Origin of the sequence: Amycolatopsis sp. FDAARGOS 1241 (assembly GCF_016889705.1) — a bacterium.
GTDB lineage: Bacteria > Actinomycetota > Actinomycetes > Mycobacteriales > Pseudonocardiaceae > Amycolatopsis.
Map to the genome: position 1 here is coordinate 7662947 of NZ_CP069526.1, position 24818 is coordinate 7687764.

26 protein-coding genes and 3 pseudogenes are annotated in these 24818 nt (G+C 70.7%); 15 read left to right on the plus strand and 14 right to left on the minus strand.

The window, feature by feature from the left end; translation table 11 throughout:
- Positions 1–224: 224 nt before the first annotated feature.
- A complete protein-coding gene (locus I6J71_RS37265; protein ID WP_204091149.1) occupies positions 225–785 on the minus strand; it encodes an XRE family transcriptional regulator in 561 nt (186 codons plus the stop codon).
- A 42-nt stretch (positions 786–827) separates the two neighbouring features.
- Here I6J71_RS37265 and I6J71_RS37270 point away from each other — a divergent pair, with 42 nt between their 5' ends.
- Genes I6J71_RS37270 through I6J71_RS37280 form a run of 3 tightly spaced genes read left to right on the plus strand, consistent with a single transcriptional unit; the run spans position 828 to position 2222 of the window.
- Positions 828–1349 (plus strand): GNAT family N-acetyltransferase, encoded by a 522-nt coding sequence (locus tag I6J71_RS37270; RefSeq protein WP_204091150.1) that lies wholly within the window; start codon positions 828–830, stop codon positions 1347–1349.
- Between the two features lie 18 nt (positions 1350–1367).
- A complete protein-coding gene (locus I6J71_RS37275; RefSeq protein ID WP_204091151.1) occupies positions 1368–1808 on the plus strand; it encodes a helix-turn-helix transcriptional regulator in 441 nt (146 codons plus the stop codon).
- A 9-nt stretch (positions 1809–1817) separates the two neighbouring features.
- Positions 1818–2222, plus strand: coding sequence for a VOC family protein (locus I6J71_RS37280; RefSeq protein ID WP_204091152.1), 405 nt, complete (start codon positions 1818–1820; stop codon positions 2220–2222).
- A 90-nt stretch (positions 2223–2312) separates the two neighbouring features.
- On the opposite strand, the gene I6J71_RS37285 is transcribed toward I6J71_RS37280, so the two are convergent.
- Positions 2313–3299 carry a hypothetical protein gene (locus tag I6J71_RS37285; protein ID WP_204091153.1) on the minus strand — a complete coding sequence of 329 codons (987 nt, stop codon included), beginning with the start codon at positions 3297–3299 and terminating at the stop codon, positions 2313–2315.
- Positions 3296–3859 (minus strand): hypothetical protein, encoded by a 564-nt coding sequence (locus I6J71_RS37290; RefSeq protein WP_204091154.1) that lies wholly within the window; start codon positions 3857–3859, stop codon positions 3296–3298. Before I6J71_RS37290 ends, I6J71_RS37285 begins: the two co-directional genes overlap by 4 nt.
- A gap of 1141 nt (positions 3860–5000) precedes the next feature.
- Between I6J71_RS37290 and I6J71_RS37295 the strand changes: the two genes are divergently transcribed.
- Positions 5001–8084 carry a BTAD domain-containing putative transcriptional regulator gene (locus tag I6J71_RS37295; RefSeq protein WP_204091155.1) on the plus strand — a complete coding sequence of 1028 codons (3084 nt, stop codon included), beginning with the start codon at positions 5001–5003 and terminating at the stop codon, positions 8082–8084.
- Between the two features lie 974 nt (positions 8085–9058).
- On the opposite strand, the pseudogene I6J71_RS37300 reads toward I6J71_RS37295, so the two are convergent.
- Both I6J71_RS37300 and I6J71_RS37305 read right to left on the minus strand, forming a co-directional pair.
- Positions 9059–9845, minus strand: a pseudogene (locus tag I6J71_RS37300) (ABC transporter permease).
- Positions 9842–10774: an ATP-binding cassette domain-containing protein gene (locus I6J71_RS37305; protein ID WP_204091156.1), complete on the minus strand. Its 933-nt coding sequence runs from the start codon at positions 10772–10774 to the stop codon at positions 9842–9844. Before I6J71_RS37305 ends, I6J71_RS37300 begins: the two are co-directional and overlap by 4 nt.
- A 100-nt stretch (positions 10775–10874) precedes the next feature.
- Between I6J71_RS37305 and I6J71_RS37310 the strand changes: the two genes are divergently transcribed.
- The 7 genes and pseudogenes from I6J71_RS37310 to I6J71_RS37330 all read left to right on the plus strand — a co-directional run bounded on the left by I6J71_RS37310 (position 10875) and on the right by I6J71_RS37330 (position 14245).
- Positions 10875–11069, plus strand: coding sequence for an NAD-dependent epimerase/dehydratase family protein (locus I6J71_RS37310; RefSeq protein ID WP_204091157.1), 195 nt, complete (start codon positions 10875–10877; stop codon positions 11067–11069).
- A complete protein-coding gene (locus I6J71_RS37315) occupies positions 11033–11815 on the plus strand; it encodes an NAD(P)-dependent oxidoreductase (RefSeq protein WP_204091158.1) in 783 nt (260 codons plus the stop codon). The genes I6J71_RS37310 and I6J71_RS37315 overlap by 37 nt, the downstream gene beginning before the upstream one ends.
- Positions 11812–12126, plus strand: a pseudogene (locus I6J71_RS49325) (alpha/beta fold hydrolase); the annotation flags it as partial. The gene I6J71_RS37315 and the pseudogene I6J71_RS49325, both read left to right, overlap by 4 nt.
- A 214-nt stretch (positions 12127–12340) precedes the next feature.
- Positions 12341–12475: a hypothetical protein gene (locus I6J71_RS50025; protein ID WP_255570501.1), complete on the plus strand. Its 135-nt coding sequence runs from the start codon at positions 12341–12343 to the stop codon at positions 12473–12475.
- Positions 12476–12499: 24 nt separating this feature from the next.
- Positions 12500–13078, plus strand: a complete 579-nt coding sequence (locus I6J71_RS49330) for a LysR family transcriptional regulator (RefSeq protein ID WP_239154131.1) — start codon at positions 12500–12502, stop codon at positions 13076–13078.
- The gene (locus I6J71_RS49335; protein ID WP_239154132.1) at positions 13003–13395 is read left to right on the plus strand and encodes a LysR substrate-binding domain-containing protein; all 393 of its coding nucleotides are present in this window, start codon (positions 13003–13005) and stop codon (positions 13393–13395) included. The genes I6J71_RS49330 and I6J71_RS49335 overlap by 76 nt, the downstream gene beginning before the upstream one ends.
- A 103-nt stretch (positions 13396–13498) precedes the next feature.
- Positions 13499–14245, plus strand: coding sequence for an SDR family NAD(P)-dependent oxidoreductase (locus I6J71_RS37330; protein ID WP_204091159.1), 747 nt, complete (start codon positions 13499–13501; stop codon positions 14243–14245).
- 220 nt (positions 14246–14465) lie between these two features.
- Here I6J71_RS37330 and I6J71_RS37335 read toward each other — a convergent pair whose 3' ends face one another.
- Positions 14466–15494 (minus strand): glutathione S-transferase family protein, encoded by a 1029-nt coding sequence (locus tag I6J71_RS37335; protein ID WP_204091160.1) that lies wholly within the window; start codon positions 15492–15494, stop codon positions 14466–14468.
- A 21-nt stretch (positions 15495–15515) separates the two neighbouring features.
- Entirely contained in the window at positions 15516–15992 is a 477-nt protein-coding gene (locus I6J71_RS37340; protein WP_204091161.1) for a MarR family winged helix-turn-helix transcriptional regulator, read from the minus strand.
- Between the two features lie 110 nt (positions 15993–16102).
- Here I6J71_RS37340 and I6J71_RS37345 point away from each other — a divergent pair, with 110 nt between their 5' ends.
- Complete coding sequence (locus I6J71_RS37345) at positions 16103–16663, plus strand: YceI family protein (RefSeq protein ID WP_204091162.1); 561 nt, start codon at positions 16103–16105, stop codon at positions 16661–16663.
- Between the two features lie 80 nt (positions 16664–16743).
- On the opposite strand, the pseudogene I6J71_RS37350 reads toward I6J71_RS37345, so the two are convergent.
- From I6J71_RS37350 to I6J71_RS49350, 7 genes and pseudogenes are all read right to left on the minus strand, one after another.
- Positions 16744–17600, minus strand: a pseudogene (locus I6J71_RS37350) (TIGR03620 family F420-dependent LLM class oxidoreductase).
- Between the two features lie 79 nt (positions 17601–17679).
- Entirely contained in the window at positions 17680–18003 is a 324-nt protein-coding gene (locus I6J71_RS37355; protein WP_204091163.1) for a helix-turn-helix transcriptional regulator, read from the minus strand.
- A 19-nt stretch (positions 18004–18022) separates the two neighbouring features.
- Positions 18023–18625 (minus strand): TetR/AcrR family transcriptional regulator, encoded by a 603-nt coding sequence (locus tag I6J71_RS37360; protein ID WP_204091164.1) that lies wholly within the window; start codon positions 18623–18625, stop codon positions 18023–18025.
- A gap of 46 nt (positions 18626–18671) precedes the next feature.
- Entirely contained in the window at positions 18672–19217 is a 546-nt protein-coding gene (locus I6J71_RS37365; protein WP_204091165.1) for a hypothetical protein, read from the minus strand.
- A 72-nt stretch (positions 19218–19289) separates the two neighbouring features.
- Complete coding sequence (locus tag I6J71_RS49340; RefSeq protein ID WP_239154133.1) at positions 19290–19538, minus strand: hypothetical protein; 249 nt, start codon at positions 19536–19538, stop codon at positions 19290–19292.
- On the minus strand, positions 19508–19867 hold the full coding sequence (locus I6J71_RS49345) for an alpha/beta hydrolase (RefSeq protein ID WP_239154134.1): 360 nt from the start codon (positions 19865–19867) through the stop codon (positions 19508–19510). Before I6J71_RS49345 ends, I6J71_RS49340 begins: the two co-directional genes overlap by 31 nt.
- A gap of 9 nt (positions 19868–19876) precedes the next feature.
- Positions 19877–20458 (minus strand): hypothetical protein, encoded by a 582-nt coding sequence (locus tag I6J71_RS49350; RefSeq protein WP_239154135.1) that lies wholly within the window; start codon positions 20456–20458, stop codon positions 19877–19879.
- Positions 20459–21545: 1087 nt separating this feature from the next.
- Here I6J71_RS49350 and I6J71_RS37375 point away from each other — a divergent pair.
- From I6J71_RS37375 to I6J71_RS37385, 3 genes are all read left to right on the plus strand, one after another.
- Positions 21546–22946, plus strand: a complete 1401-nt coding sequence (locus I6J71_RS37375; protein WP_204091166.1) for a sugar porter family MFS transporter — start codon at positions 21546–21548, stop codon at positions 22944–22946.
- A gap of 180 nt (positions 22947–23126) precedes the next feature.
- Positions 23127–23531, plus strand: a complete 405-nt coding sequence (locus tag I6J71_RS37380; RefSeq protein WP_204091167.1) for a DUF742 domain-containing protein — start codon at positions 23127–23129, stop codon at positions 23529–23531.
- A 21-nt stretch (positions 23532–23552) separates the two neighbouring features.
- A complete protein-coding gene (locus I6J71_RS37385; protein ID WP_204091168.1) occupies positions 23553–24764 on the plus strand; it encodes a monodechloroaminopyrrolnitrin synthase PrnB family protein in 1212 nt (403 codons plus the stop codon).
- Positions 24765–24818: the final 54 nt, after the last annotated feature.

The following is a 24818-nucleotide window of genomic DNA, read 5'->3' on the forward strand; positions in this document are numbered from 1 at the left end:
CGGGACGAGCGCGGCGACCGTGCGCCAGTAGGCCCGCCTCGGCGAAGCGCGCGACGAGATGGCGACGACGAGCACGATCCACAGCACGAAGGCGTGGGCGAGGATCCGCAAGCCGTCGGTGTAATACGCGAACGCGGCGAACGCACCCGACACCAGTCCAACGGCAACGGTCAATACCTCGGCCGGCCCGATCCGCGCCCCGGTCATCCATCCCCCTCGAACGATCAGCGCTTCGTCAGCACCACCAGGTACCGGCACGCCTCTTGCGTCGGATTCACATACGTACCAGGCACCGGCCGGCCGAGTTGCAGGCAGTCGCCCGCGTCGAGGTCGTGGACCTCGGCGCCCTCGATGAAGCGCAGGTGGCCCGACAGCACCCAGATCTGGTGGTCGGCGAAGGCGTACGAGTCGGCCGGGAAGCCGACGGACGCGCCGGCCGGGAGGGAGACCTCCACGAGTTCCGTCGCGCCGCGGGCTGGGGGCGAGATGGAGCGGCGGACGTAGCCGGTGACGGGATCGGTCCAGGTCGGCTGGTCGGCGAGGCGGGCGAGCCTGCGGTCGGCCGAGCCTTCGGCGCGGGCGACGAGTTCGGACAGCGTCAGGCCCAGCGCGGAGGCGAGCCGGCTGAGCAGGACGGCCGTCGGCTGGGCTCCGCCGCGTTCGATCTTGCCGATCATGGCACGGGAGACGCCGCTGCGGTCCGCGAGAGCGGCCGTGGAGAGGTCGTGGGACAGCCGGGCTTCTCGAAGCGTCGAAGCCAGGGAGGCCGACAGCGGGTCCGTCACAATTCGACACTATAGCAGCCAGATAAGGCTACTATAGTGCCCATGCTGATCCGGGAAGCCGACGAACGCGACGCCGAGGCGTGCGCGGAGATCTACGCGCCCTACGTCCGCGACACCACCATCACCTTCGAACTCGAGCCGCCGACGCCGGCCGAGATGGCGGAGCGCATCAAGCGCGCCGCGAAGACGCACGCGTGGCTCGTGCTGGAGGACAACGGACGCGTTGCCGGGTACGCGTACGCCGGCCCGTACAAGGAGCGCGCGGCGTACCGCTGGTCGTGCGAGGTCAGCGTGTATCTGGAGCTCGGGCGGCGGCGCACGGGCGCCGGGCGGAAGCTCTACGAAGCGCTGTTCGCCCGGCTGGCTGAGCGCGGGTTCCGCACGGCCGTCGCCGGCATGACGCTGCCGAACGAGCCCAGCGTGGGCCTGCACCGGGCGCTCAGGTTCGAGCCCGTCGGCACTTACCGGCGGATCGGGTGGAAGCACGGAGCGTGGCGCGACGTCGCGTGGGCGCAGCGTCCGCTCGTGCCCGAGTCGGACGATGCTCCCGGCGACCCGGCGTGACGGTGCAGAATAGGAGCCATGGGTGCCGACCTCGACGAGCTGCGCCGACTGCGAAGGGCGCGTGACCGGATGGACCGCGAGTACGCCCAGCCGCTCGACGTCCCGGCGCTGGCCCGCACCGCACTGATGTCGACGGCGCACTTCAGCCGCCGTTTCCGCGACGCGTACTCGGAAACGCCGTACTCCTACCTCATGACCCGGCGCATCGAGCGCGCGAAGACGCTCCTGCGCAACGGCCTCACCGTCACCGAAGCGTGCTTCGCCGTCGGGTGTACGAGCCTCGGCTCGTTCTCGGCGCGGTTCACGGAGCTGGTCGGCGAAACGCCGTCGGCCTACCGCGCGCGCAACCACGAGGACATCGCCGCGGTTCCGCCGTGCCAGACGATGGTGGCGACGCGCCCGCGCAAGACCGGCAGCAAGAGCAGTTTTGGAGAAGCGCCCGTCGGCGCGCCCGCATAATCTCACGACATGTCTGTTTCCATCGCTGCAGTGCACGTGATCGTCGACGATCCCGATGCCGCCGTCGCCTTCTACCGCGACACCCTGGGCTTCAAGGTCCGCAACGAAGTCAGCAACGACGGGTTCCGCTGGGTCACCCTGACCACCGAAACCCAGCCCGAGATCGAAATCGTGCTCTCGCAGCCGCACGCCGGCCGGTCACAGACCGACGGCGACACCGTGGCCGCACTGCTCGCCAAGGGTGAGCTCGGTGCGATCAACCTGCGCACCGACAACCTCGACGAGACCTTCGCCAAGGTCTCGGCCGCGCCCGGTGCCGAGGTGCTGCAGGAGCCGGCCGACCAGTTCTGGGGTGTGCGCGACGCCGCCGTCCGCGACCCGGCGGGCAACCTGGTGCGGATCGCACAGGCCTAGTTACTGAGCCGACCAAACCGGATAGCGGCGACTGTTACTACGCACGCCGGATCGCCGTGACTGTGGTCGGATCGGTAACGAACGGCACAGCTAGTCGCCGTTGATGTCGAGGTCCTCGATGTCCTGCTCGAGACGGGCGCGCCAGGACCACTGCGGCTGGGCCCAGTCGGTGTCGTCGGCCGGGGGCTCGCCCAGCGGAAGCGCCTGGTCGGTGACGCCGTGGGTCACGCGGTAGGCCAGCGCCGACGTCGCCGCGCGGATCCAGCGGTCGCCGGCCGCGCCCGAAGGCGGCGCCACGCCGAACGCGTGCGTGAACCACACCGGCAGCAGCGCGCTGGATCCGATCGCGTCGGTGATGCGCTCGCGCAGCTTCGAATGCAGCTCTTCCCAGTCGCGTTCGGCTTTCTCGATCTGCGGGAGCACCCGGGTGCGCGTGACGTCGTCGGCGTCGAGCAGCTGACGCGCGGCCTCGGCGTCCTTGGTCGCGGCGGGCAGCTGCCGGTCCAGCACGACGCGGCGGCGGGCGACCACTTCGGACAGTCGCGCCTCCGCGTCGGCTCGGCGGTCGTCGCCGTGCTGGCTGGTGGCGAGCACGCCGAGCACGGCGACCAGCGCGCTGTCGCTCTCCAGCAGGGCTTCGCGCGCCTGCGGCAACCGCTCGAGGTCCTCTTCGTACGGCCGGCGCTGGTTCGCCGTGAGGAGCTGGGCGGCGAGGGCGTGGCGGCGTTCGGCGTCGGCGGCGAGCTTGCGCAGCGCCGGGCCGACGTCGTCGAGGTCCACCACGGGCACCTTCTCCGACACGCGCACCGCGCGTTCGAGCAGCTGCAGGCGCTGGCGCAGCCGTTCCAGCTGTCGCGTCGCCTGGTCGAGGCGCGATTCGTGGCGGGCGTGGGCGTCGGTGAAGGAGTCGAACGTCTCGCGCAGCTCCGTGAGCTCGCGCCCGGTGCGCGTCTCGAGGTCGACGACGGTCTCCTGCACGCCGTCGACGGTCTCGGACAGCGCGTCGAACTCCGGGTCACGCTCGTCTTCGCCGGGTTCGTAGTAGTCCGTGTCGGAGTAGTACTCGGAGTAGGTCATCGGACCTCCTGCACCAGGAACAGCACGGCGGCCGCGGTGGCGAACGCGGCGAGGACCACGAGCACGACCTGGGCGGTGCTCGCGAGCACGATCAGTGCCGCGGCCGTGAGCCCCGCCGCGAGCGCGCCGCTCCACGCGGCCCGCAGCCGGCGGTCGACCATCAGCGGCGTCGGCCCCAGCGGCCCCAGCGCGATCCGCAACCCGGCGACGACCAGCGGCACCGCGAGCAGGACCCACACCGGCCCGATGCCGCCGAACAGCATGAACGCCCCGGCGATCATCCCGACCGCGACGGGCACGGCCGCCAGGTACAGCGCCAGCCGCTGCGTGCCCGCGCGGTGCTCTTCGAGCTTCGCGGCCCGCACCTGCTCGTTCGCGATCTCCACCTCGTGCTCGGTGCGCAGCAAGTCCTCGGCGGTGTCGACCAGGCTGTCGAGCGCGCGCGTGCGCCCAGCGTCGTCGAGCTCGGGCAGGGCCGCCAGCCGCACCCGCATGTCCTCCTGCAGCCGGGCGACGCGCGCGGTGGCCTGGTCGCGCTTGTGCTGCGCTGGCGTAGTCACCCGGCCACTGTAGGTACGAACCGCGCCGGACCCGGGGAACGACGCGGCTTGTCGTGGTCACGGAGTGTTCATGGCGGGGCCGGCTCTGGGGCGCCCCCAGGGCGGCGCCGGGGTTCGTCGGGGTCGTGTGAGCCGCCGGTGCCGGTGTCCGAGCACTGCGCGCTCGAACACCGGCACCGCTGGTTCGGACCGGTGTTCAGGGCGCGGTCGTTCGCCCTGAACCTCCGCCAGGGGCCCGCTCACCAGGGACGTTCGCGCTCTCGGCCGGTGCATCGAGACCTCCAAGGACGGTCTTGCTCGAGCCGAGGCGGACGTCTGGTCGCTTCGACGAGGCAGGCCGGACGTGGCGGCCGGCTGCACCTCGGTTTCACCGGGCACCTCGGGTTGTGGACAACACCGAGAGTTGTGGACAGCTTCGCCCCCGGGGGCGCTGTGAGCCGGTTTTGTCGTTGGTCGCCGATAGAATGGACTCGGGGACGCCCCCTCGGGAGGGCGGGGGGTGTCTGTGGTCTGGCTGGGGGGGTGGCATGGTCTCGGTTGATCATGTGCGTGTCTGGACCATGATCGTGGGGGAGAAGCCAGTCCGCCGCGTCATCGCGGCTGGTTCCGTGCCGGGCTTGAGCGCCTGACCGCGCTCATCGCGATGGGCGCTGCTCCTCGATGAGTGGGTGACCTGCGCAGACACTGGCCATGATGCTCGCGGCATCGCCGGGGCGTGCGGCATTCGATTGAGTCGATCCCGGTGGTTGCCGTGGCGTCCGGGGCACGGTGGTTCACCGCGTTCGTGGAATGGGCTGCCGACGGGCCACAACGCGTGCTGGCGCTGGGAGTCTGATCGCGTGAACGGTAGGTGGCATCGGAGAAGCCACGGTCCGACGAGCGGCCGGCCGTATCGGCGACATCCTCGATTTCGTGGTCAGCGCCTGGCTGCCCCGCGAGGGCGGAGGTGTCGGTGCCCGGCCGGCGCGGGCAAAGCCCGTGCTGCAGCAGCTTCGACGCTGCGGACTGGGGACGCGCGTTCGCGATATTCGCAGGTCAGCGCGGACACACCAGCCGCCCGCGCGCGTCCCGCGGGTCAGCGCCGCGCAAATCCGGGATCTCCCTGACGCACAGCAGGCGCGAGGTCCGGCAGAATCTGGCGGTGCGGATCGGGTTGCTGGGGCCCCTGGAGGTACGGACCGGGGAGGGCGAGGCCGTCGAAGTGGCGGGCGCGCGGGTGCGCGCGCTGCTGAGCGCGTTGGCGCTCGAGGCCGGGCGGGAGGTGTCCGCCGGGCGGCTCGTGGACGCGGTGTGGGGCGAGCGGCCGCCCGCGACGGCGAACGCTTTGCAGGCCCTGGTGTCGCGGTTGCGGCGGGCGGGGGTGGCGCTGGAGTCGACCTCGGTCGGGTATCGGCTTGAGGCCGAGGTCGACGTGGCGCGGTTCGAGGAGCTGGTGGCGCGGGGCCGGCGGACGGGCGACGCCGAGGCGCTGCGGGAGGCGCTGGAGCTGTGGCGCGGGCCGGCGCTCGTGGACGTGGCCGACGGCGAGTACTTCCAGGGCCCGATCGCGCGGTTGACGGAACTGCGGCTGAGCGCGGTGGAGGACCACGCGGAGGCCGTGCTGCGGCTGGGCCGCGGTGAGGAGCTGACGGGTGAGCTCGCCGCGCTGCTGCAGGAGCACCCGCTGCGCGAGCGGCTGGCCGCCGCGCTGATGCGGGCGTTGCACGCGGCCGGGCGGCCGGCGGAGGCGCTGACCGTCTACGAGCGGCTGCGCAAGGCGCTCGTCGAGGAGCTCGGCGCGGATCCGTCGGCGCAGGTTTCCGCGGTGCACACGGCGATCCTGCGTGACTCCACTGTGGACACCGTGCCGGAAGAGGTGCGCACCAACCTGCGCGCCGGGCTGACGAGTTTCGTCGGCCGGGACGCGGACGTCGCCCAGGTCGGCAAGCTCGTGGCCGAGTACAGGCTCACGACGTTGACCGGGCCGGGTGGCGCCGGGAAGACGCGGCTGGCCACGGAAACCGCGCGCACGCTGCTCGATCAGACCACCGGGGACACCTGGCTCGTCGAGCTCGCCCCGATCACCGACGGTGCCGACGTCGCGCAGGCCGTGGTCACCGCGCTCGACGCGCGGGAGCAGGGCCAGCTGAGCTTCGGCGGCGGCGCCACGTCGGCCGAACGGGCCGTGCAGGCGCTGCGCGGCCGCGAGGCCCTGCTGGTGCTGGACAACTGCGAGCACGTGATCGACGCGGCGGCCGAGCTGGCCGAACGGCTGCTGGGCGAGTGCCCGCGGCTGCGCATCCTCGCGACGAGCCGCGAACCCCTGGCCGTGACGGGCGAGGCGCTGTGGCCCGTCGAGCCGCTGGCGCTGCCGCCGGAAGGGGCGAGCGTGCCGGAGGCGATGGCGTGCGCGTCGGTGCGGCTGCTGGCCGACCGCGCGGCCGCGGTGCGCCCGGGGTTCGAGGTGGACCCGTCGACGGTCGGCGCCGTCACGCGGATCTGCCGCGCGCTCGACGGCATGCCGCTGGCCGTGGAGCTGGCGGCGGCGCGGCTGCGATCGCTTACCGTGCCGCAGCTGGCTGCGCGCCTCGACGACCGTTTCCGCCTGCTGACGGGCGGCAGCCGCACGGCGCTGCCGCGGCACCGGACGTTGCGCGCGGTCGTCGACTGGAGCTGGGAACTGCTGTCGGACGCCGAGCGCACGCTGCTGCGCCGCCTCGCCTTCTTCTCCGGCGGCGCCACGGCGGAAGCGGCGGCCGCGGTGTCCGGCGTCGAGGACGCGCCCGACCTGCTGATGGCGCTCGTCGACAAATCGCTGCTGGTCGTGTCGGACTCCGTCGAACCGCGCTACGGCATGCTGGAGACGATCAAGGCCTACGCCTTCGAGCGCCTCGACGACGCCGGCGAACGCGAGCAGGTCCGGCGCGCGCACGCGGAGTGGTTCGCCCAGTTCGCGGAAACGGCCGACCCGCACCTGCGCCGCGCCGAACAGCTGGAGTGGCTGGTCCGGCTGGCGGCCGACCACGGCAACCTGACGGCCGCGGTGCGCGGCAGCATCGCGGCCGGTGATGCGGCCACGGCGCTGCGGCTCGTGGTCGCCGCCGGCTGGTACTGGCTGCTCGGGGGTCACAAGGCCGAGGGTCAGGAGCTGATCGTGGCGGCGCTCGGCGTGCCGGGCGAGGCGGACGTGAACCACCGCGCGGCGGCGAACGCGTTCGCCGTGCTGTTCGTGACGGCCGGCATCGCCGACGACAGCATGGCCGACGAGTGGACGCGCGCGGCGGTCGAGCTGTCGGCCGGCGCCGAGCACCACCACCCGCTGCTGCGCTTCATGCTGCCCTTGCAGGAACTGCTGTCCAGCGGCCGCACCGGTGCGCGCCCGCGGATCGAGGCGCTGGACGAACTCGTCGCCGACGAGGACCCGTGGATCCGCGCCCAGGCCTACCAGAATCGCTTCCGCCTGCAGCTCAACCTGGGCCACGGCCACGCTGCCGCCGAAGCCGACGCCGAGGAGTCCGTGCGGTTGTTCCGCCTGAGCGGCGAACGCTGGGGCCTCTCCCTCGCCCTCACCAACCTCGCCGAACTCACCGCCCGCCGCGGCGACTTCCACCGCGCCACCGACCAGTACCGTGAGGCGATCCACGTCGTCACGGAGATCGGGACGCTCGAAGACGTGCTGTGGGTACGCGCCCGCCTGGCTCAGCTGTACTGGCTGATGGGTGACGTGCCGGCGACGAACGCCGAACTCGCGGCAGCGGACCGCGACGCGGCGGCGGTGGCGTTCCCGGACGCGCTGGCCGGGTTGGCCCTGGCCAGAGGAGATTTGGCGCGGTGGCGTGGCGAGCCTGAGGTCGCCGGCGCGGAGCTGGACCGGGCAGAGGGCCTGGTTCGGCACCTGTCGCTGCACCCCCTGTTCCGCGCGATGCTGTTGCAGCTCCGCGGTTTCTTGGCGGCCGACGCCGGCGACCTCGACGCCGCGGCCACGATGCGGCGCGAAGTCTTCGAGCTGACGACCGCGGGCGGAGATGTGGTTTATCTGGCGCATGCTGTCGTCGCGGTGGCCGATCACGCCTTGCGGGTCGGGATGGGCGAGGAAGCCGCCCGGTTGATGGCTACGGCGGAGGTGCTGCGTGGTGGGCCGGATTTGAGTCTGCCTGATGCGGTGGCGACGGCTCGAGAGGTTGAAACGGCGCAGCCACTGGAGACGGACGAACTGCGGCGGGTGATTGATGTGGTGCTGGGTTGAGTTGAGCATTTGGTTGGGGAAGGTCTTTTTCGCGTGCGGAGCAGGCGAGGGGATGCGGAGTTGCCGGCCGGGCTGTTGAAGTGACCAAGTGATTGGTGGCACCTGCGCCTATTTGCACAGCAGACAGCCGGATATGGCACGAACAAAGGGATGGGCTGACCCGCTGAAACAACGATCCACGCAGTGGCACCCACCACTAATTGCGCAGCAGGCAGCCGGCAACGACTAGGACGAAGTGGCCACGAGCCCGTGAAGCACCCCTCCGCCCGACGCCACGCACTCGCATCTGCGCAATAGACGACGGACAATGGCACGGACGAAGGGACCGACCGACCAGCCCGCCGAAACAACCATCCACCCGGTGCCACCTGCGGAACAGACAACCGGCAAGGACACGGAGGCAGCGATCGACCGCCCAGCTGAAACAATCATCCACCCGACGCCACACACTCGCATCAGCGCAACAGACAGCCGGCAGGGACACCAACGCACCGACCAACCGACCGACCGACCAGCCGAAGCAACCATCCACCCGGTGCCACCTACCCCCATCTAAGCAGCAGGCAGCCGGCAACGGTACGGACGGAGTGACCGAGCAGCCCCTGCCCTGCTCCCCGATACGAAGCCAGAACGCGGTTCGGGGCCTCTTGTCAAGGTACGCTTTCCCGCCTTGACAAGAGGCCCCGAACCGCAGTCACAATTGGGCTTCGGGGAGCGTCCCAAGTTTACTCTTTTCGCCGAAGGAGAAATCTTTTAGCCGAAGGCGAGAGAATTCCCTTCGGGAATTCAGATCCCAGGGAACGGCCCCCATCTATCCATCGATCTACGGGACTCACCTTGTGTCAAGGCGGGAAAGCGTACCTTGACACAAGGTGAGTCCCGTAGAAGAGGCTGGGGATCGGGGGCGGGGAGGTCTGGGTGGTTCCCCTCGTGTAGTTGTCGGTGCGTTTTCGCGTGGTTGAGTGGACGTCGTTCTACCGCACGATATTGCGTTCGAACAGTTTCCGTGCCCAGAAATACCCGCCCATCGAAATCGCCGCACACCACGCGATGGCAAGCGTGACGGTGGTAGTGCTCGTCGTCGTGCCGTGGAGTAGGGCGCGGAGGGTTTCCATGACGGGGGTGAAGGGTTGGTATTCGGCGAACCAGCGCAGGGCCGTGGGCATGGAGTCGGTGGGGACGAAGCCGCTGCCGAGAAAGGGGAGGAGGATGAGGGGCATGGGGAGGTTGGAGGCCGTTTCGACGCTCTTGGTGACCAAACCCAGTGCCACCGTCCAGCCACGTCAGGGCGAAGGCGAGCAGCAGGAGCATGCCGGCGACGCCCAGCCACTGGAAGAAGTTCGCTTCGGTGCGGAAGCCGATGGCGAAGGCGATGGCGAGGATCACCGCGACGCAGAGCAGGGCCTGGATGACGCTGCCGAGGACGTGGCCCGTCAGCACCGACCCGCGGCTGATGGCCATGGTGCGGAAGCGGGCGATGATGCCCTGGGTCATGTCCATGGCGACGGAGATGGACGTGCCCTGGACCGCGCCGCACACGGCCATGAGGATGATGCCGGGCGTCACGTATTCGAGGTAGGCCGTGCGGCCGCCGCCGGTGCCGCCGAGGCCGGCGCCCAGGGTGCCGCCGAAGACGTAGACGAACAGCAGCAGGAAAACGACGGGCATGAGCAGCAGCATCAGCGTCATCGACGGGTAGCGCAGCATGTGCTTGAGGTTGCGGCGCAACATGGTCGAGGAATCGCGCAGGGCGTGGGTCATCGGACTGCACTCCGTTCGGTGAGGGCGAGGAAGACGTCGTCGAGGTCGGGCAGGTGGACGGACAGCTCGCCGACCTCGAGCTGGGCCGAGTCGAGCTTGTCGAGCAGGGAGCGCAGCGACTGGACGCCGCCGTCGCTGGGGACCTGCAGGGTCAGGGCGTCGTCGTCGCGGGTGGACGAGGGGAAGAGCGACGCGGCTGAGGACAGCGTGGGCACGTCGTCGAAGCGCAGCCGCACGTGGCCGCCCGGGATGAGGCGCTTGAGCTCGTCGGCGGTGCCCTGCGCGACGAGCCGGCCGTGGTCCAGCACGGCGATCCGGTCGGCCAGCTGGTCGGCTTCCTCGAGGTACTGCGTGGTGAGGAAAACCGTGACCCCGCCGGCGACGAGCTCGCGGATGATCGTCCACATCGTCCGGCGGCTGCGCGGGTCGAGTCCCGTGGTGGGCTCGTCGAGGAAGATGATGCGCGGCACACCGACGAGGCTCATCGCGAGGTCCAGACGCCGGCGCATGCCGCCGGAGTACGTCGAGGCGAGTTTGCGCCCCGCGTCCACCAGGTCGAACTGCGCCAGCAGCTCCGTGACGCGCCGGCGACCGGCGGCCTTGCCGAGGTGGTGCAGGTCGGTCATCAGCCGCAGGTTCTCCTCCCCCGTCAGCAGGTCGTCGACGGCCGAGAACTGACCCGTGACGCCGATGGCGGACCGCACGCCGTCGGGGTCGGCCGCGAGGTCGTGCCCCGCGACGCGCACCGCGCCGGCGTCCGGTGTGAGCAAGGTGGACAGGATCCGGACCGTGGTGGTCTTGCCCGCGCCGTTGGGCCCGAGCAGGGCGAACACGCTGCCTTCGGTGACGTCGAGATCGATGCCGTCGAGCACCGTCTGGTCGCCGTAAGCCTTGCGCAGGCCCGTCGCCGTGATGGCTGAGGTGGTCATGTGGCCCCCGTTTCTCCGTGGTGCAGCCACCGTCGCCCACGGCGCTGACACTGCCCGGCGCTCGCGCTGACACGGTGCTGACACGGGCTACGGTGGCCAGGTGAAGGTGTTCGTGACCGGAGGCACGGGCGCCGTCGGCGGCCACGCCGTGACGGCGCTGGTACGTGCCGGCCACACCGTGACCGGACTGGCCCGCACGCCGGCTTCCGCGGCCCTGCTGGCCGCGCGGGGCGGGTTTCGCTGTTCGACGCCGCCGGGTTGGCGGTCGGGTTCGACGGGCACGACGCGGTGGTGAACCTGGCGAGCGCGTTGCCGCCGATGTCGCGCTTCCTCTTCCGCAGCGCTTGGCGCCGCTGCGAACACGTCCGCACGGAAGGCTCAGCCACTGTCGCGGAGGCGTGCCGGCGGGCGGGAGTGGGTCAGCTGGTGCAGGAGTCCGTGTGCCTGCTGTACCGGGCCGGCGGCCCGGATTGGGTCGACGAGGACACGCCCGTCGACCGCTTCCCCGCGGCGCGGGGCAACCTCGCCGCCGAAGCCAACGCCACCGGCGGAGTCGTGCTGCGGTTCGGCTGGTTCTACGGCCCGGGGGCAAGGCACAGCGAACAACTGCTCACGCTGGCGCGCCGCCACCTCGTTCTCGAACTCGGCCCGCCCACGGGCTACTTGTCGACCATCCACGTCGCCGACGCCGGCGCGGCGGTGGTCGCAGCACTCACCGCGCGGCCCGGCACCTACAACATCGTGGACGACGAGCCCCTGACGGAACGCGCCTTCAGCGACGCACTGTCCTCGGCCGCCGGCGCCCGCCCGTGGCTGCGCGGCCCGAGTTCCGCTGCCCTCCTCTTCGGCGACCGGCTCACGTCCCTGACGCGGTCGCTGCGGGTGCGGAACACGCGTTTCGTTCCGCGACCGGGTGGGCGCCCCAGTACCCGAGCGCACGCGAGGGGCTGGCGGCGATGGCTCGATAACCGCCGCTTCTCGCCGGCGGAAGAACCAGCTCTCGGACTTCTCACTCCCGCCTGCCCAGCGTTGTCGACATGACCACCTACGTCCTCGTCCCCGGGGCCTGCCACGGTGGCTGGTGCTTCGACCGCCTCCCGCGGGAGCTGCGCGAGCGCCACCACCGCGTGCTCCCCCTGACGCTGACCGGCCTGAGCGAGCGGCGGCACCTGCTGCACGCGGGCGTCAACCTCGACACGCAGATCGAGGACGTGGTCAGCGCGCTCGAGGCCGAACGGGTCGAGGACGCGGTGCTGGTGGGGCACAGCTACGGCGGCATGGTCATCACCGGCGCGGCCGACCGGGTGCCGGACCTCGTGGACGCGCTGGTGTACGTCGACGCGTTCGTGCCGCGGAACGGGGAGTCGTGCTGGATGCTCACGGACGACCGGCAGCGCGAGTGGTACCTGAGCGTGGCCGAGACCGGGCACGCGGTGCCGCCGCTGCCGTTCTTCGACGCCCGGGCATCGGCGCATCCGCTGGCGTCCTTCCTGCAAGGCATCCGGCTGTCGGGTGAGCTCAGCAGGTTCCGCAGGCGGGACTACGTGTACGCGAAGGTGTGGGACGGTGGTTCGCCGTTCGAATCGACGCACCCGCCTCAAGGACGATCCACAGTGGAACGTCCACGCCCTGGACGGCAAGCACGACCTGATGCGCGACGCCCCCGAGGAGCTGCTGCGCATCGTGCTCGAGGCCGGCTGACGAGGGCCCCCGCGGCGTGGTGCGATGAGCGGCATGGAGATCCGGGAGATGCGGGCGTTCGTCGCGGTCGTCGAGGAGGGCGGGCTGTCCGCGGCCGCCCGGCGGCTGCACGTGAGCCAGCCGGCGGTGTCGCAGACCGTGCAGGCGCTGGAGCGCCAGCTCGGGGTGCAGCTGCTGGTCCGCAGCAACGCGGGTGTGCAGCCGACCGACGCCGGCCGGACGCTGCTGACCGAGGCGCGCGCCGTGCTCGCGCGGCACGATCAGGCGGTGGCGGCCGTGGCGCGGCACGTCACCGGCAGCACCCTGCTGCGCATCGGGATCCCGCTGGAGCTGCCGCCGAACCTGCTCTCGCGCGCGCTCGCCGACCTGGCCGGCGCGTTCCCCGACACGCGGGTGCAGGTCGTGCACGCGGCGACGACCGGCCAGCTCGACCTGCTCCGAGACGGTGAGCTGGACCTCGGGCTGCTGCGCGAGCGCCCCGTCGGCCCGGAGCTCGACGCGATGCCGGTGCTGGAGGAGAAGCTCGTGTGCTGCTGTCGAAGGAGGACGCCGAAAACCTCGCCGGGCCCGGCGGTGTCCGGCTCGACGCGCTGGCCGGGCTGACGTGGATCGGCTTCCCGCGCGAAGGCAGCCCGGCCTGGTACGACGAGATCGTCGCCATCTTCCGCTCCCACGGTCTGGAAGTCGGCCCCGAACCGGCCGCGAGCCCGGCGCTCATCGCCGAGCTGAAGTTCGCCGCCGTGAGCGCGGGTGGCGCGTTCACGCTCGCACCACCGAACTGGGCGCTGCCCTTGCCCGAACAGGTGGCCTGGTGCCCACTCGCCGGCTCGCCGCTCGTGCGCCGCACGTGGGCGGCGTGGCCGGCCTCGTCGCACCGGCGCGACCTCGGGCACCTCGTGGCGGCTCTGGACGCCTTATAACCGCTATAAGCCGCACGTATCGCCAGGTCGGAAGGCTTTTCGTGAGGAAGCGCTTGAACGAGTCGGCCGCGCACCTCGGCGCGACCGGATTCGGGAGATGACCATGACAGCAGAACTGTCGGGAACCACGGCGCTCGTCACCGGCGCGACGAGCGGCATCGGCCGCGCGACCGCGGTGGCGCTCGCCAAGCTCGGCGCCCATGTGCTGGTGAGCGGCCGCGACGCGGGCCGCGGTGAGCGGGTGGTGCAGGAGATCGTCGCGGCGGGCGGGCAGGGCGCGTTCCTCGCGTCCGACCTCGCGGACGCGGAATCGGCGCGGGACCTCGCTTCGCGCGCCCTCGCGGTCACCGGCCACGTCGACGTCCTCGTCAACAGCGCGGGGATCTTCCCCTTCGGGCCGACGGCGGAGACCACGGAGCCGGACTTCGACTCGGTGTACTCGCTGAATGTGAAGGCCCCGTACTTCCTCGTCGCGGCCCTCGCGCCCGCGATGGCCAAGCGGGGCAAGGGATCCATCGTCAACGTGTCCACCATGGTCGCGGAGTTCGGTGCCGCGGGGATGGGCCTGTACGGCTCCAGCAAGGCCGCACTGGAGCTGCTGACCAAGTCGTGGTCGGCGGAGTACGGCCCCAGCGGCGTCCGCGTCAACGCCGTGAGCCCCGGTCCGACCCGCACCGAAGGCACGGCGGACATGGGCGAGGGCCTGGACAACCTCGCGTCCCTCGCCCCCGCGGGCCGGCCCGCCACCCCGGACGAGATCGCCGCGGCGATCGTCTTCCTCATCACTGGCGGCGCGAGCTTCATCCACGGCGCCGTGCTGCCGGTCGACGGCGGACGGGTTGCGGTGTAACGGAAAACCCTCCGGTGCCGCGGCTTGCGCGGCACCGGGGACGTCATCGCTTTCGCCCGGCAACCGGCGAATGAGCGCGCGGCGAGGAAAAGCCGCACACGCGATGTCCGGCACCTCGGCGCGAACAATCGCCCGGCGGCACTGCCCGGAGCCTCCCCGGCCAGGCGGGAAAACCACCGGCCGGGGGCGCCCTCGTGCGTGTCCGCAGCGGCGAACCGGGCTACGCGACGAGCGCCGGCACCCGCTCCCCCGTGGCCGGCGGCCCGGGCGGCGTGCCGTCGCCGAACGGCCGGCCGCCCAGTTCCTCGCGGCCGTGGGGCGTCAGCCAGCCCGACGGGTCCGGCCCCGCGGGGATGATGCCCGTCGGGTTGATCGAGCGGTGCACCACGTAGTAGTGCTCCTTGATCTGGTCGAAGTCGGTGGTGTCGCCGAAGCCCGGCGTCTGGAACAGGTCGCGCGTGTAGGCCCACAGCACCGGCAGTTCGGTGAGCTTCTGCCGGTTGCACTTGAAGTGGCCGTGGTACACCGCGTCGAAGCGGACGAGCGTGGTGAACAGGCGGACGTCGGCCTCCGTGATGGTGTCGCCGACGAGGTAGCGCTGGGTCGAAAGCCGCTCCGAAAGCCAGTCGAGCCGGTCGAACAGCTTCGTGTACGCCGCTTCGTACGCGGCCTGTGTCGTCGCGAAGCCGGCCTTGTACACGCCGTTGTTGACGTCGCGGAACACCTTCTCCGCGACGTCGTCGATCTCGTCGCGCAGCGGCTCCGGATACAGGTCGGGCGCGCCCTCGCGGTGGTACGCCCGCCACTCGAGCGACAGGTCGATCGTCATCTGCTTGAAGTCGTTGGTCACGACCCGACCGGTCGGGATGTCGACGATCGCCGGCACGGTGATGCCGCGCGGGTACTGCGGGTCGCGCTTGAAGAAGGCCTCCTGCAGCCGCTCGATGCCCAGTACGGGGTCGCGCCCGCCGGGATCGAGGTCGAACGTCCAGCTGCGCTGGTCGTGCGTCGGCCCGCAGATGCCCATCGACAGCACGCCCTCGAGGCCCAGCAGGCGGCGCACGATGGCGGCGCGGTTCGCCCACGGGCAGGCGCGGGCGATCACGAGCCGGTAGCGGCCGGGCTCCACGGGCCAGCCGTCACGGCCGTCGGCGGTGATGCGGTCGGCGAGGTAGTTCGTGTCGCGCTTGAACTCGCCCCTCTCTGCGTTCTCGGCACTGTCGGCAGTTGCGGCACTGTCGGCGGTCATGTCACCACTTTCGTCGAAGGTTCACTCCGGGCACTGCTGCCCCGGCGGCTCCAGGGCGGCGGCCAGCCGGGCGAGGATCGGGCCCGCGCCGCGGACCTCCTCGGGGCTCAGGTGGTCGAACAGGTGCGACCGCACGCGCTCGAGGTGCCCGGGGTACGCGGCCTTGAGCTTCGTCTGGCCCGCTTCGGTGAGCCGCGCGTTGGCCGCGCGCCCGTCGCTCTCGCACTTGACCTTCTCCACGAGGCCGCGCTTGACGAGGCTGTCGACGACCCGGCTGATACGGCTCAGCGACAGCGCCGTGGCCTTGGCCAGGTCGGTGAGCCGCAGCCACCCCTCGGCGGCCTCGGACAGCGACACCAGCACGGTGTAGTCGGTCATCGAGACGCCGGTCTCGTTCACGAACTGATCTTCCAGCACCCTCGGCAGCACGGTGATGATCCGCGTCAGCGGTCGCCACACGGCCTCTTCTTCCCCGCTCAACGGGGCCCTGTCCACCACACGAGTAGTCTACCGGAATACTTGCTCGCGCAATCACGTTTGATGCGTTAGTGTTCAGTTGAGCCCTCAACCAAGTGGTTGGGGGAGCGAGCCCCGGAGGAAGAGAGAACATGACCAGCGCGACCACCACGTACCCGCAGCTGACCGGCGAGTACACCATTGACACCGCCCACAGCCGCATCGGCTTCGTCGCCCGCCACGCGATGGTGACGAAGGTCCGCGGTGCTTTCAACGAGTTCGACGGCACCTTCTCCGTGAACGGCGACGAGCCGGCCAAGTCGAGCGCCACCGTCACCATCAAGGCGCACAGCATCGACACCCGCAACGCTGACCGCGACGGTCACCTGCGCAGCAACGACTTCCTGTCGATGGACGAGTACCCGGAGATCAAGTTCGTGTCCACCGGGATCACCCAGACCGGCGACGCCAGCTTCGACGTGACCGGCGACCTGACCATCAAGGACGTCACGCGGACCATCACGATCCCGTTCGACTTCGAGGGCTCGGCGAAGGACCCGTTCGGCAACGACCGCGTGGGCTTCGAAGGCTCCACCACGATCTCCCGCAAGGACTACGGCATCACCTGGAACGCCGCGCTCGAGACCGGCGGCGTGCTGGTGTCCGACAAGGTCACCCTCGAGTTCGAGATCTCGGCCATCAAGAACGCCTGATTCTCGTCACAGACCCCGGGTAACCGGGTCGCGCAGGGCCGGCTCACCGAATTCCTCCGGTGAGCCGGCCTGCGGCGTTCCTACCCCTGTGCGACCAGCGCTTCCCCGAGTCGGCGCCAGTGCGGCATCGCCGTGGCCCCCGGTGGGGTCCCGATCACCTGCACGCCGACGTGGTCCGCCCCGGCATCGAGGTGCCCGCGCAGCTTCGCGGCGACGGTGTCGACGTCGCCCCAGAACACGAGGTCGTCGACGAGCCGGTCGCTGCCGCCGTTCACGAAGTCGGCTTCGGAGTAGCCCAGCCGGCGGAACTTCGCGACGTTGTACTTCGACGTCAGGTACCGCTCCAGGTGCTCGCGGGCGACCGCGCGGGCCCGGTCGGCGTCGGTTTCGAGCAGCACCGCGTGCTCCACACCGAGGAACGCGTCCGAGCCGAGGATCTCGCGCGCTTGCGCGGTGTGGCCCACGGTCACGTGGTAGGCGTGCGCACCGTCGGCCTTGTCACGCGCGAGTTCCAGCATCTTGGGCCCGTAGGCCGCCAGGATCCGGCGGATCGGCTGCGCCGGCGCCGGGTTCGGCGTCTCGACCGCGTCCATCTCGTCGAGGTAGGCGGCCATGGCGGCCAGCGGTTTGACGTCCGGCCGCGCCCCGCCGAACCCGAGGCCGAGCACGTGCCGGCCCGGGTAGGCGTCGGCCAGCAGGCACGCGGCGCCTCGGGCCGACCGCGCGTCGCGCGACCAGATCTGCGCGATGCCGTTGACCACCCGCAGCCGGCTGGCGGAAGCGAGCAGGAACCCCGCATGCGTCAGCGCTTCGCGGCCCAGCAGCTCCGGGATCCAGACCGCGGGCCACCCCCGTTCCTCCAGCTCTGCACGGAGTCGCGGACCAGCGCCGCGGGCTGGTGCTCGAAGTCGAACGTCCAGATCCCGAACTTCCCCATCTCAGTCTTCACGTATCGAAGTATCGCAGAATTACGATTTGATGGGCAACCGTGCAGGTGGGGAGCAGTAGCGGGGGGACTACAACGTCTGGCCGAGCGAAGCGACCAGCTCGGCGATGCGGTCTTCGTCGCGCTTGTAGTGGGTCCACTTGCCCACGCGCGTCGACCGGACGAGCCCGGCTCGTTCGAGCTCCGCGAGGTACGCCGACACGGTCGACTGCGCCAGCCCGGCCTTGGCTTGGAGATGACTCACGCACACACCGGCTTCGTTCACACCGTTGTCGAGCGGGAAGTGCTGTTCGGGATCTCGCAGCCACGCGAGCAGCTGCAGCCGCACGGGGTTGGCCAGCGCGCGCAATGCCTTCACCACACCGGGATCCGGCGTCACCACGGCTGTGTCCACTCCGCCAGAATACCCGCGGCTACCGGCCCGCACTGGCGCGCAGGTTCTCGATCGCCACGTCCAGCGCGGCTTCCAGGTGCGCGGAAGAGCCCGTGGACAGCAGCATGAGCACGCCGCCCTGCAAGCCCGCCAGCAGCGCCGACGCCGCGCGGTCAGCATCGATCGACGCCCCAACCTCGCCGATCGCCTGCAGGTGCCGGATCCCCGTGGCCAGCTCCCCCAGCCAGCGCTCCATCAGCTGCGTCGACACGGCCTGCGCGCCCGGCGTGTTGCGGCCGATCTGCGACATCACGACGTTGAGCGGGCAGTGCTGGCCCTGCTCGGTGTAGTGCGCGACCACGGTGTCGCGCCAGGCCCGCCAGTCGGCCCACGTGTGCAGCGCTCGCAGGTACGGCTGCTGCGACCCGAGCACCTGCTCGGCTTCGAACTCGGCGACAGCCAGTAGCAGCTGCTCCTTGCCGTCCGGAAAGTAGTGGAACAGCTGGCTCTTGCTCGTGCCGGTGCGCGCGCGGACGTCGTCGAGCGTCGTCGCGAGCACTCCGCGGTCGCGGATCTCCGCCGCGGCGCCTTCGACGATCCGCTGCCGCGTCGCGGCACCCTTGCTGGTGAGCGTGCGGGTCACGTGTCCTCCCGAGCCGTCTGGACCGACGAGTCCACTCTAGCCCGGATCAGTACGCCGCGCCGCCGTCCGACCAGTTCGTCTCGCCGAAGTCCTCTTCGTCCCCGGGCGCCCGGCGCGGGCGCGGTTTCGGCGCTTCGGCCGCCGGCATGTCCTCCGGCTCTTCGACGCGTTCCCGGGCCGGCGCCGCGTCCGGGACGCCGTTCGGCCAGACGCGCGGAGAGGTCGCACCGAGGTACAGCTTGCCGAGGTCGTCGGCCTGGATCGACATGTCGAAGCTGTCGGAGGTGTTGCGCGCGAACACGTACTGGCCGCCGGGCCGCTTGTCGGTGACCACGGTGGAGCCGTGCGAACGCCACCAGGTGACGACGGCGTCGAACTGCTCGCCGAACGAAGCCACCGCCAGACCGGTGATCGCGTAGGTCACGGAGATCTCGAACCGTCCGGGCGGGCCGCCGTCGGTCGGGTCGGTGCGCTCCGCGCGGTTCTGGGAGAACAAGGTGCGCGACGCAGGGGCCGGCGGCGCCGCGAACGCTTCGCGCACGTAGTCCTCGACCCGGTCGTGGGCCTGTTTCTCGGTGATCGTGGATTCCATGGTCCCACCGCCGGGGGGATCAGGCGACAGTGGTCAGCAGGACGGCGAGGGCGGCGAGCGCCCGGCCGCGGCTCACCCCGGTTTCCCCGCGATGATGCGGCCGAACCTGCGCAGCGAGGGACTGCCGTCTTCGCAGTACTCGCTATGCGACGCGCCGGAGAGCCCGCCCTCGTACCACAGGCCCTTCGTGCCCGGCGCGGATTCGAAGACCTGCCAGCCGAAGCCGGAGCCGGCCGGGTCGGGGCCGAGCGCGACGTCGTGGCCGGGGAGGCCGACGTTGGCGATCTTGATCAGGTCGTGCTCGGCGAGGGTCGAGTGCACGTGCTGGGCCGCCTGGCCCTGCGGGACGCCGTCGAGGTGCAGCTGGTTCGCGGGTCGACGCCGGCACCCGGGCTCGCGACGAAGACGAGGTCGTCGGCGTTGAGGCCGCCGTCGCGCGCGGCGTGGCCGACGACGGTGGTGCCGTAGCTGTGGCCGAGCATGGTGTTGTGCGACTGCGAGCCGCCGTGCGAAGCGCGCAGGCCGTCTTCGAACCTCGACAGGCCGGCTTTCCCGTTGTCCGCATAGCTTTCACTGGCGGCGTCCCACAGTTCGCCGGGCGCGTCGTAGCCGACCCAGGTGTTCACGGACGGGGCCGGCGAGCCCGCCATCGTCGCCGACTACCACATCTTGTCCGACCGGCTGAGGTCACCGCCGATCTTCCCGAGTTCAGTGCCGGTGCCGGGCACGTAGGTGGCGACGTCGGTGGCCGTGCCGGGGTTTCCCGCGGCGAGCACGGCTTTGCCGTCACCGCCGGTGTCGAGCTGCACCAGATACGCCCGCGGTTTCCCGGGCCCGGTCGCGGCCAGGCGGGTGCCGATGTCGTTCAGACCACGCAGCTTCGAGTTCGCGGCGTCGCCCGGGTCCTTCTGCAGCCGTGCGATTTCCCGTTGCAGGACAAGGCGGTTGGCGGCTTCGCGGTCCGTGACGGGCACGCCGTCGAGGTTGCGGACGAGGTCCGGGGCGTCACGCAGGATCGCACCCTGCGTGGTGACCGACAGGCTGTCCCACCACGCGCGGTTGTCGCTCTGCACGGCCCCCGCGTCGGCCGCCTGCGCGAGCGAAGTGGCGTCCTGGTCGGTGATCTCCCCGTCCGCCGCGCGCGCGAGGACGGCCGCGAAGCCGGCGTCGACGTCCGCCGCCTGGCGGAGGATCTGCTCGACGCGGATCCGGTCGCCGCGAACGGCAGCCGGACCGGGCACGGTGCTGATCGAGCCACCGTCGTCGATGGCGAACCCGTTGCGCGCGGCCAGCTCGTCGGTGTCGCGGACGTCGGCGCTGAGGCGTTCGACGGCCGGCTGCGTCTCGTGCGCGGCGCATGGCGGACGCTTCGGCGACCAGCTGTTCGAGCCGTGTGGTCAGCGCGGTGCCGCGAACTCGCGCGGCCGTCGCCGCGTCGCCGGCCCAGCCGTCGAGGCGCGACATGCCCGCCACGTCACCGTCGGCCGCGAGCAGCTTGGCGCACCGGTCGTTCAGCCCGTCGGCGACCGAACCGATCGCCGCGGCGTCCCAGCGCCGCACGTCCCCCAGCTGATCACCACCCTCCGAGCGCAGGCCCTCGGCCGCCGAGTTCTCGGTACGGCGGTGGGTTTCGGCGGCGTCGTCGAGCCGGCTGCCGTACGCGTCGGTGTCCTTCGCCCACTGCCGGACGGCTTCACCCCAAACGTCGCTCAGCTGCGCCGCCGCGGAAACGCTCGTGCCACCCGGCATTCCGGCGGCTGTCCCGCTGAGCGGTCCACTCAGGTCCACCGGCCGCACTGCCGCCGCCGCGCGGTGCGCGCAGCTCGCCGACTCCCCCACGCTCGCCGGGACGACCTCGAACCCCGCGCCCATGCGCACCTTCTTCCCCCCGAGTGCTCAGCCGACACCGTCCGACGAACGGCCCTACCGCACGGTTCCTGAGCCGTATCGGAAATCCTCATTGTCCGGAAAACGTCGCCTGACCTGCGCAATCAGCTCGTGATCGTATCCACATATGTGAACGTCAGTCACGTGACTGAATAGTTATCAGCCGGTGTATTGCCCACCGCTGGACCGCGTGTGAATGTGTACGGCGAAGTTCGCCGGAACGCGCCGGCGGGGATCAGCGGCTGAACGGCCGGCGACGGGAAAGGCGTTGCCGGCGGGGGAAACAGCCGCTTCGCAGTCCTGCGCTGCGGAGTTCCGGCGCGCCCGGTGCAAGCCAGGAAACACCGGCTATTCGAGACCCACCCCGCTCGGCCCGACGGCGCTGGCCACCCCCCAGTGAACCGGACCGGCCGGCCAGCCCAGGAAAGAGACGGCTCGGCAATGACACAGACAGCCGCGGCGCGGCGGCCCATCAACAGGATCACGTTGTACTTCTTCGGTGCCCTCGGCGGCATCCTGTTCGGTTACGACCTCGGTGTCATTTCCGGTGTTCTGCCGTTCATCGGCAAGACCTGGAACCTGACCGGGTGGGACAAGGGCGTGATCACGGCCAGCATTTCGGTCGGCGCGATCTTCGGAGCCCTCTTCTCCTCGCGGATCAACGAGAAGCTGGGCCGGCGCCGCACGATCATGGTGGCCGCGGTCATCGTCATCATCGGCACGATCGCGGCGAGCGTTTCGCCGACGTTCGTCCTCCTGACCATCTCGCGGCTGGTGATCGGCGTCGGCATCGGGCTTTCGTCGTCGACCGTGCCGACGTACCTGTCCGAGCTGGCCCCCGCCCGCCTGCGCGGGGCCATGGGCGCGCTGAACCAGATCTTCATCGTGCTCGGCATCCTGATCGCGTTCCTCGTGAGCTACGGGCTCGGCTCGTCGGGCAACTGGCGGCTGATGTTCGCCGGCGCCATCGTCCCGGCGCTGATCCTGCTGGTGGGCCTCGTCTTCCTGCCCGAGACGCCGCGGTGGCTGCTCGCCAACGGCCACGAAGAGCAAGCGCGTTCGGTGCTGCGCAGCTCCCACGGCACGGGCGTGAACGTCGACGAGGAGATCGGCACCATCCGCGAGGTCATCCGCCTCGACACGGAGTCGGCCAAGACACGCTTCCGCGACCTGTGGGCCCCGATGGTGCGGCCGATGCTCGTCGTGGCACTGCTGCTCGCGGTCGGCCAGCAGTTCAGCGGCGTCAACGCGGTCAACGCGTACTTCCCGACGATGCTGATCGGCCTCGGCTTCGCCACGCAGGCGGCGCTGCTGTCCGGCGTGCTGCTGGGGATCACGAAGTTCCTGTTCACCGCGTGGGTGGTCTTCGTCGTCGACCGCTGGGGCCGCAAGCCGCTGCTGCTGATCGGCAACGTGCTCATGGTCATCACGCTCGTCGCGGCCGGCTTCATCGTGCTCGAGGTGAACGACACCACCACCAAGGGCATCCTGATGCTCGTCGCGATGGTGCTCTACCTGGTGGGCTACGAGCTCGGCTGGGGCGCGGTCGTGTGGGTCATGATGGCGGAGGTCTTCCCGCTGAAGGTCCGCGCCGCGGGCATGGGCATCAGCAGCGTGGTCCTGTGGGCCGCGACCGGCCTCATCAGCGCGATCTTCCCGATCATCTCCGACCCGGGCGCGCTCGGGCTGGGCGGCTCGATGTTCCTCTTCGCGGGGATCAACGTGGTGCTGTTCGGCCTCACCAAGTGGCTGGTCCCGGAGACCAAGGGCCGCACGCTCGAGCAGATCGAGCTCGACCTGCGCGGCCGGCACGGTGCGCGCGCCAAGGCCGAGGCGGCCTGACCCGGCGAAATTGCGACGGCCGGGGTGGGCGGGATCTTCCCGTTCCACCCCGGCCGTCCGGCTTTTCCGGGTCCGTTGGGAGTCCGTATCCGGGTCCACTTCGGACACGATTGCCTTGTGCGGTTGGCACGGTGGTGATCACGGTGCTTCACTGCCATCAGGACGCGAGGAGGTGGCGGCATGACCGAGCCGGGCCGGTTGCCGGGCCGGCACCGCCTGCCCGACGCGCCCGACGACGACGCCGACGGCCTGCCGCTCGTGCGCCCGTACGCGAGGTCGCGCGCGGCCGCGCGCGTCACCCATGACCTCGCGCTCGAGACATTGGTCTCGACCACTGAGCTGGGCCACCGGCTGAGCCGCCTGCTGCGGCAGCCGTACGGGAGCGCGTGCGAGCTGTGCGTGTCCACGGTGTCGGTCGCCGAGCTGTCCGCGTACCTCGGCCTCCCGATCGGCGAAGCGCGCGAGCTCGTGGACGACCTGGTCAACGAGGAGCTGCTGCACGTCCACCCGCCGGTCGGCGCGTACGACCCGAAGGCCCGCACGGTGGTGCTCGACCGCGTGCTCGACGGGCTCGACCACCTCTAGCGCCCGGGTATCCTCGGCGCGGTGACGACTGCGCTGGCTCGGTTCGACCGGTGGATCAGGAACGAGTTCGTCGAGCACAACACCAAGCTCGAAGAGGCGTACTTCGCCGAGCGGCGCGAGGTGCTCGACGGCCGTCCCGAGCTGGACCGGATCAAGCGAGCCCTCGTGGCCGAAGGCGACCACCTGATCGGCGGCATCCTGGCCGAAGACGCGCTGCCGGTGCCAGAGCGTGAGAAGTACCAGTTGCTGGGGATGGTGGGCTACCACCTCGCCGCCTGCCGGAGGCACGAATCGGCCGCGGCGGACGCCGCGGCGCTCTCGGCCGCCTGGTCGCTGGCGCTGCGGCTCGGGTCCTCGCTGGGGGTGGCGCCGCGGTTCGTCTTCGCGCACCAGGCGATGTACAACCCGGCCGTCGGCGGGCGGTTCCAGACGTTCACCTCGCTGGAGGATGAAGCCGTTTTCCTCACCAACAACGGCTTGGGGGTCTTCGCGTACCAGCGCGCGGCCGCCGCCGTGCACCGGATCACGGCGATCGGGGTGTCGAGCCCGTTCTCCGGGCACCTGCTGGAGGCGGCGCGCGTGGCGCTCGACGAGGTGCTGCGGTTCAACCAGGTGCTGGCTAACTCGCTCGACGTGGACCGGTTCTTCTTCAACGTGCGGCCGTACTTCAAGTCGCACCGGGTCGGCAACGCCGAGTACCGGGGCGTCAACGCCGGCGACTTCTCCGCGATCAACGAGCTCGACGTCCTGCTCGGGCTCACGAGCCTGCGGGATCCCTTCTACCAGAACGTCTTGACGGAGAAGTACGCGTACGTCACACCCGAGGACCAGACGCGGCTGCGCGCGATCGGGAGTGAGGAACCGCTGCTCGCGCAGTTCCTGCGGGAAGCCGAGGCCGCGCCGAACCCGCAGCTGACGCGCAACGCGCAGCTGTTCCTCGACGTCTGCCGCGCGCACGGAGCCGCCTACACCTACCACCACCACAAGCTCGTGCTGCCGTTCCTGGTGGAACCGGCGAAAACCGCGCCCCCGGGCCGGCTTTCGGCACTCACGTCGAGTGGCCCACCGCTCGACGTCGTCGTCTCCGGGCTTTCGCACCTGGCCGACCTGCGGTCCGCGCGGGACCGGCCAGGCAAACCCTCGGCCCGGCACTCGCTCGACCGGCTGCGGGAACTGATCTCCGTGCACCCGGGTGACGACCACCGTGCGCCACTCACCTCATCGGCCGAGTGAGCCGAACCGCCAGAGCGCACGGTGACTGCGCCTTGGTCCGAACCAGTGCAACCG

Coding starts and splice junctions, on each gene's coding strand:
- I6J71_RS37270 (WP_204091150.1), top strand. CDS start 828: ATGCTGATCCGGGAAGCCGACGAACGCGACGCCGAGGCGTGCGCGGAG.
- I6J71_RS37275 (WP_204091151.1), top strand. CDS start 1,368: ATGGGTGCCGACCTCGACGAGCTGCGCCGACTGCGAAGGGCGCGTGAC.
- I6J71_RS37280 (WP_204091152.1), top strand. CDS start 1,818: ATGTCTGTTTCCATCGCTGCAGTGCACGTGATCGTCGACGATCCCGAT.
- I6J71_RS37285 (WP_204091153.1), bottom strand. CDS start 3,299: ATGACCTACTCCGAGTACTACTCCGACACGGACTACTACGAACCCGGC.
- I6J71_RS37305 (WP_204091156.1), bottom strand. CDS start 10,774: ATGACCACCTCAGCCATCACGGCGACGGGCCTGCGCAAGGCTTACGGC.
- I6J71_RS49330 (WP_239154131.1), top strand. CDS start 12,500: ATGAGCGGCATGGAGATCCGGGAGATGCGGGCGTTCGTCGCGGTCGTC.
- I6J71_RS37330 (WP_204091159.1), top strand. CDS start 13,499: ATGACAGCAGAACTGTCGGGAACCACGGCGCTCGTCACCGGCGCGACG.
- I6J71_RS37335 (WP_204091160.1), bottom strand. CDS start 15,494: ATGACCGCCGACAGTGCCGCAACTGCCGACAGTGCCGAGAACGCAGAG.
- I6J71_RS37345 (WP_204091162.1), top strand. CDS start 16,103: ATGACCAGCGCGACCACCACGTACCCGCAGCTGACCGGCGAGTACACC.
- I6J71_RS37365 (WP_204091165.1), bottom strand. CDS start 19,217: ATGGAATCCACGATCACCGAGAAACAGGCCCACGACCGGGTCGAGGAC.
- I6J71_RS49345 (WP_239154134.1), bottom strand. CDS start 19,867: ATGGCGGGCTCGCCGGCCCCGTCCGTGAACACCTGGGTCGGCTACGAC.
- I6J71_RS37375 (WP_204091166.1), top strand. CDS start 21,546: ATGACACAGACAGCCGCGGCGCGGCGGCCCATCAACAGGATCACGTTG.
- I6J71_RS37380 (WP_204091167.1), top strand. CDS start 23,127: ATGACCGAGCCGGGCCGGTTGCCGGGCCGGCACCGCCTGCCCGACGCG.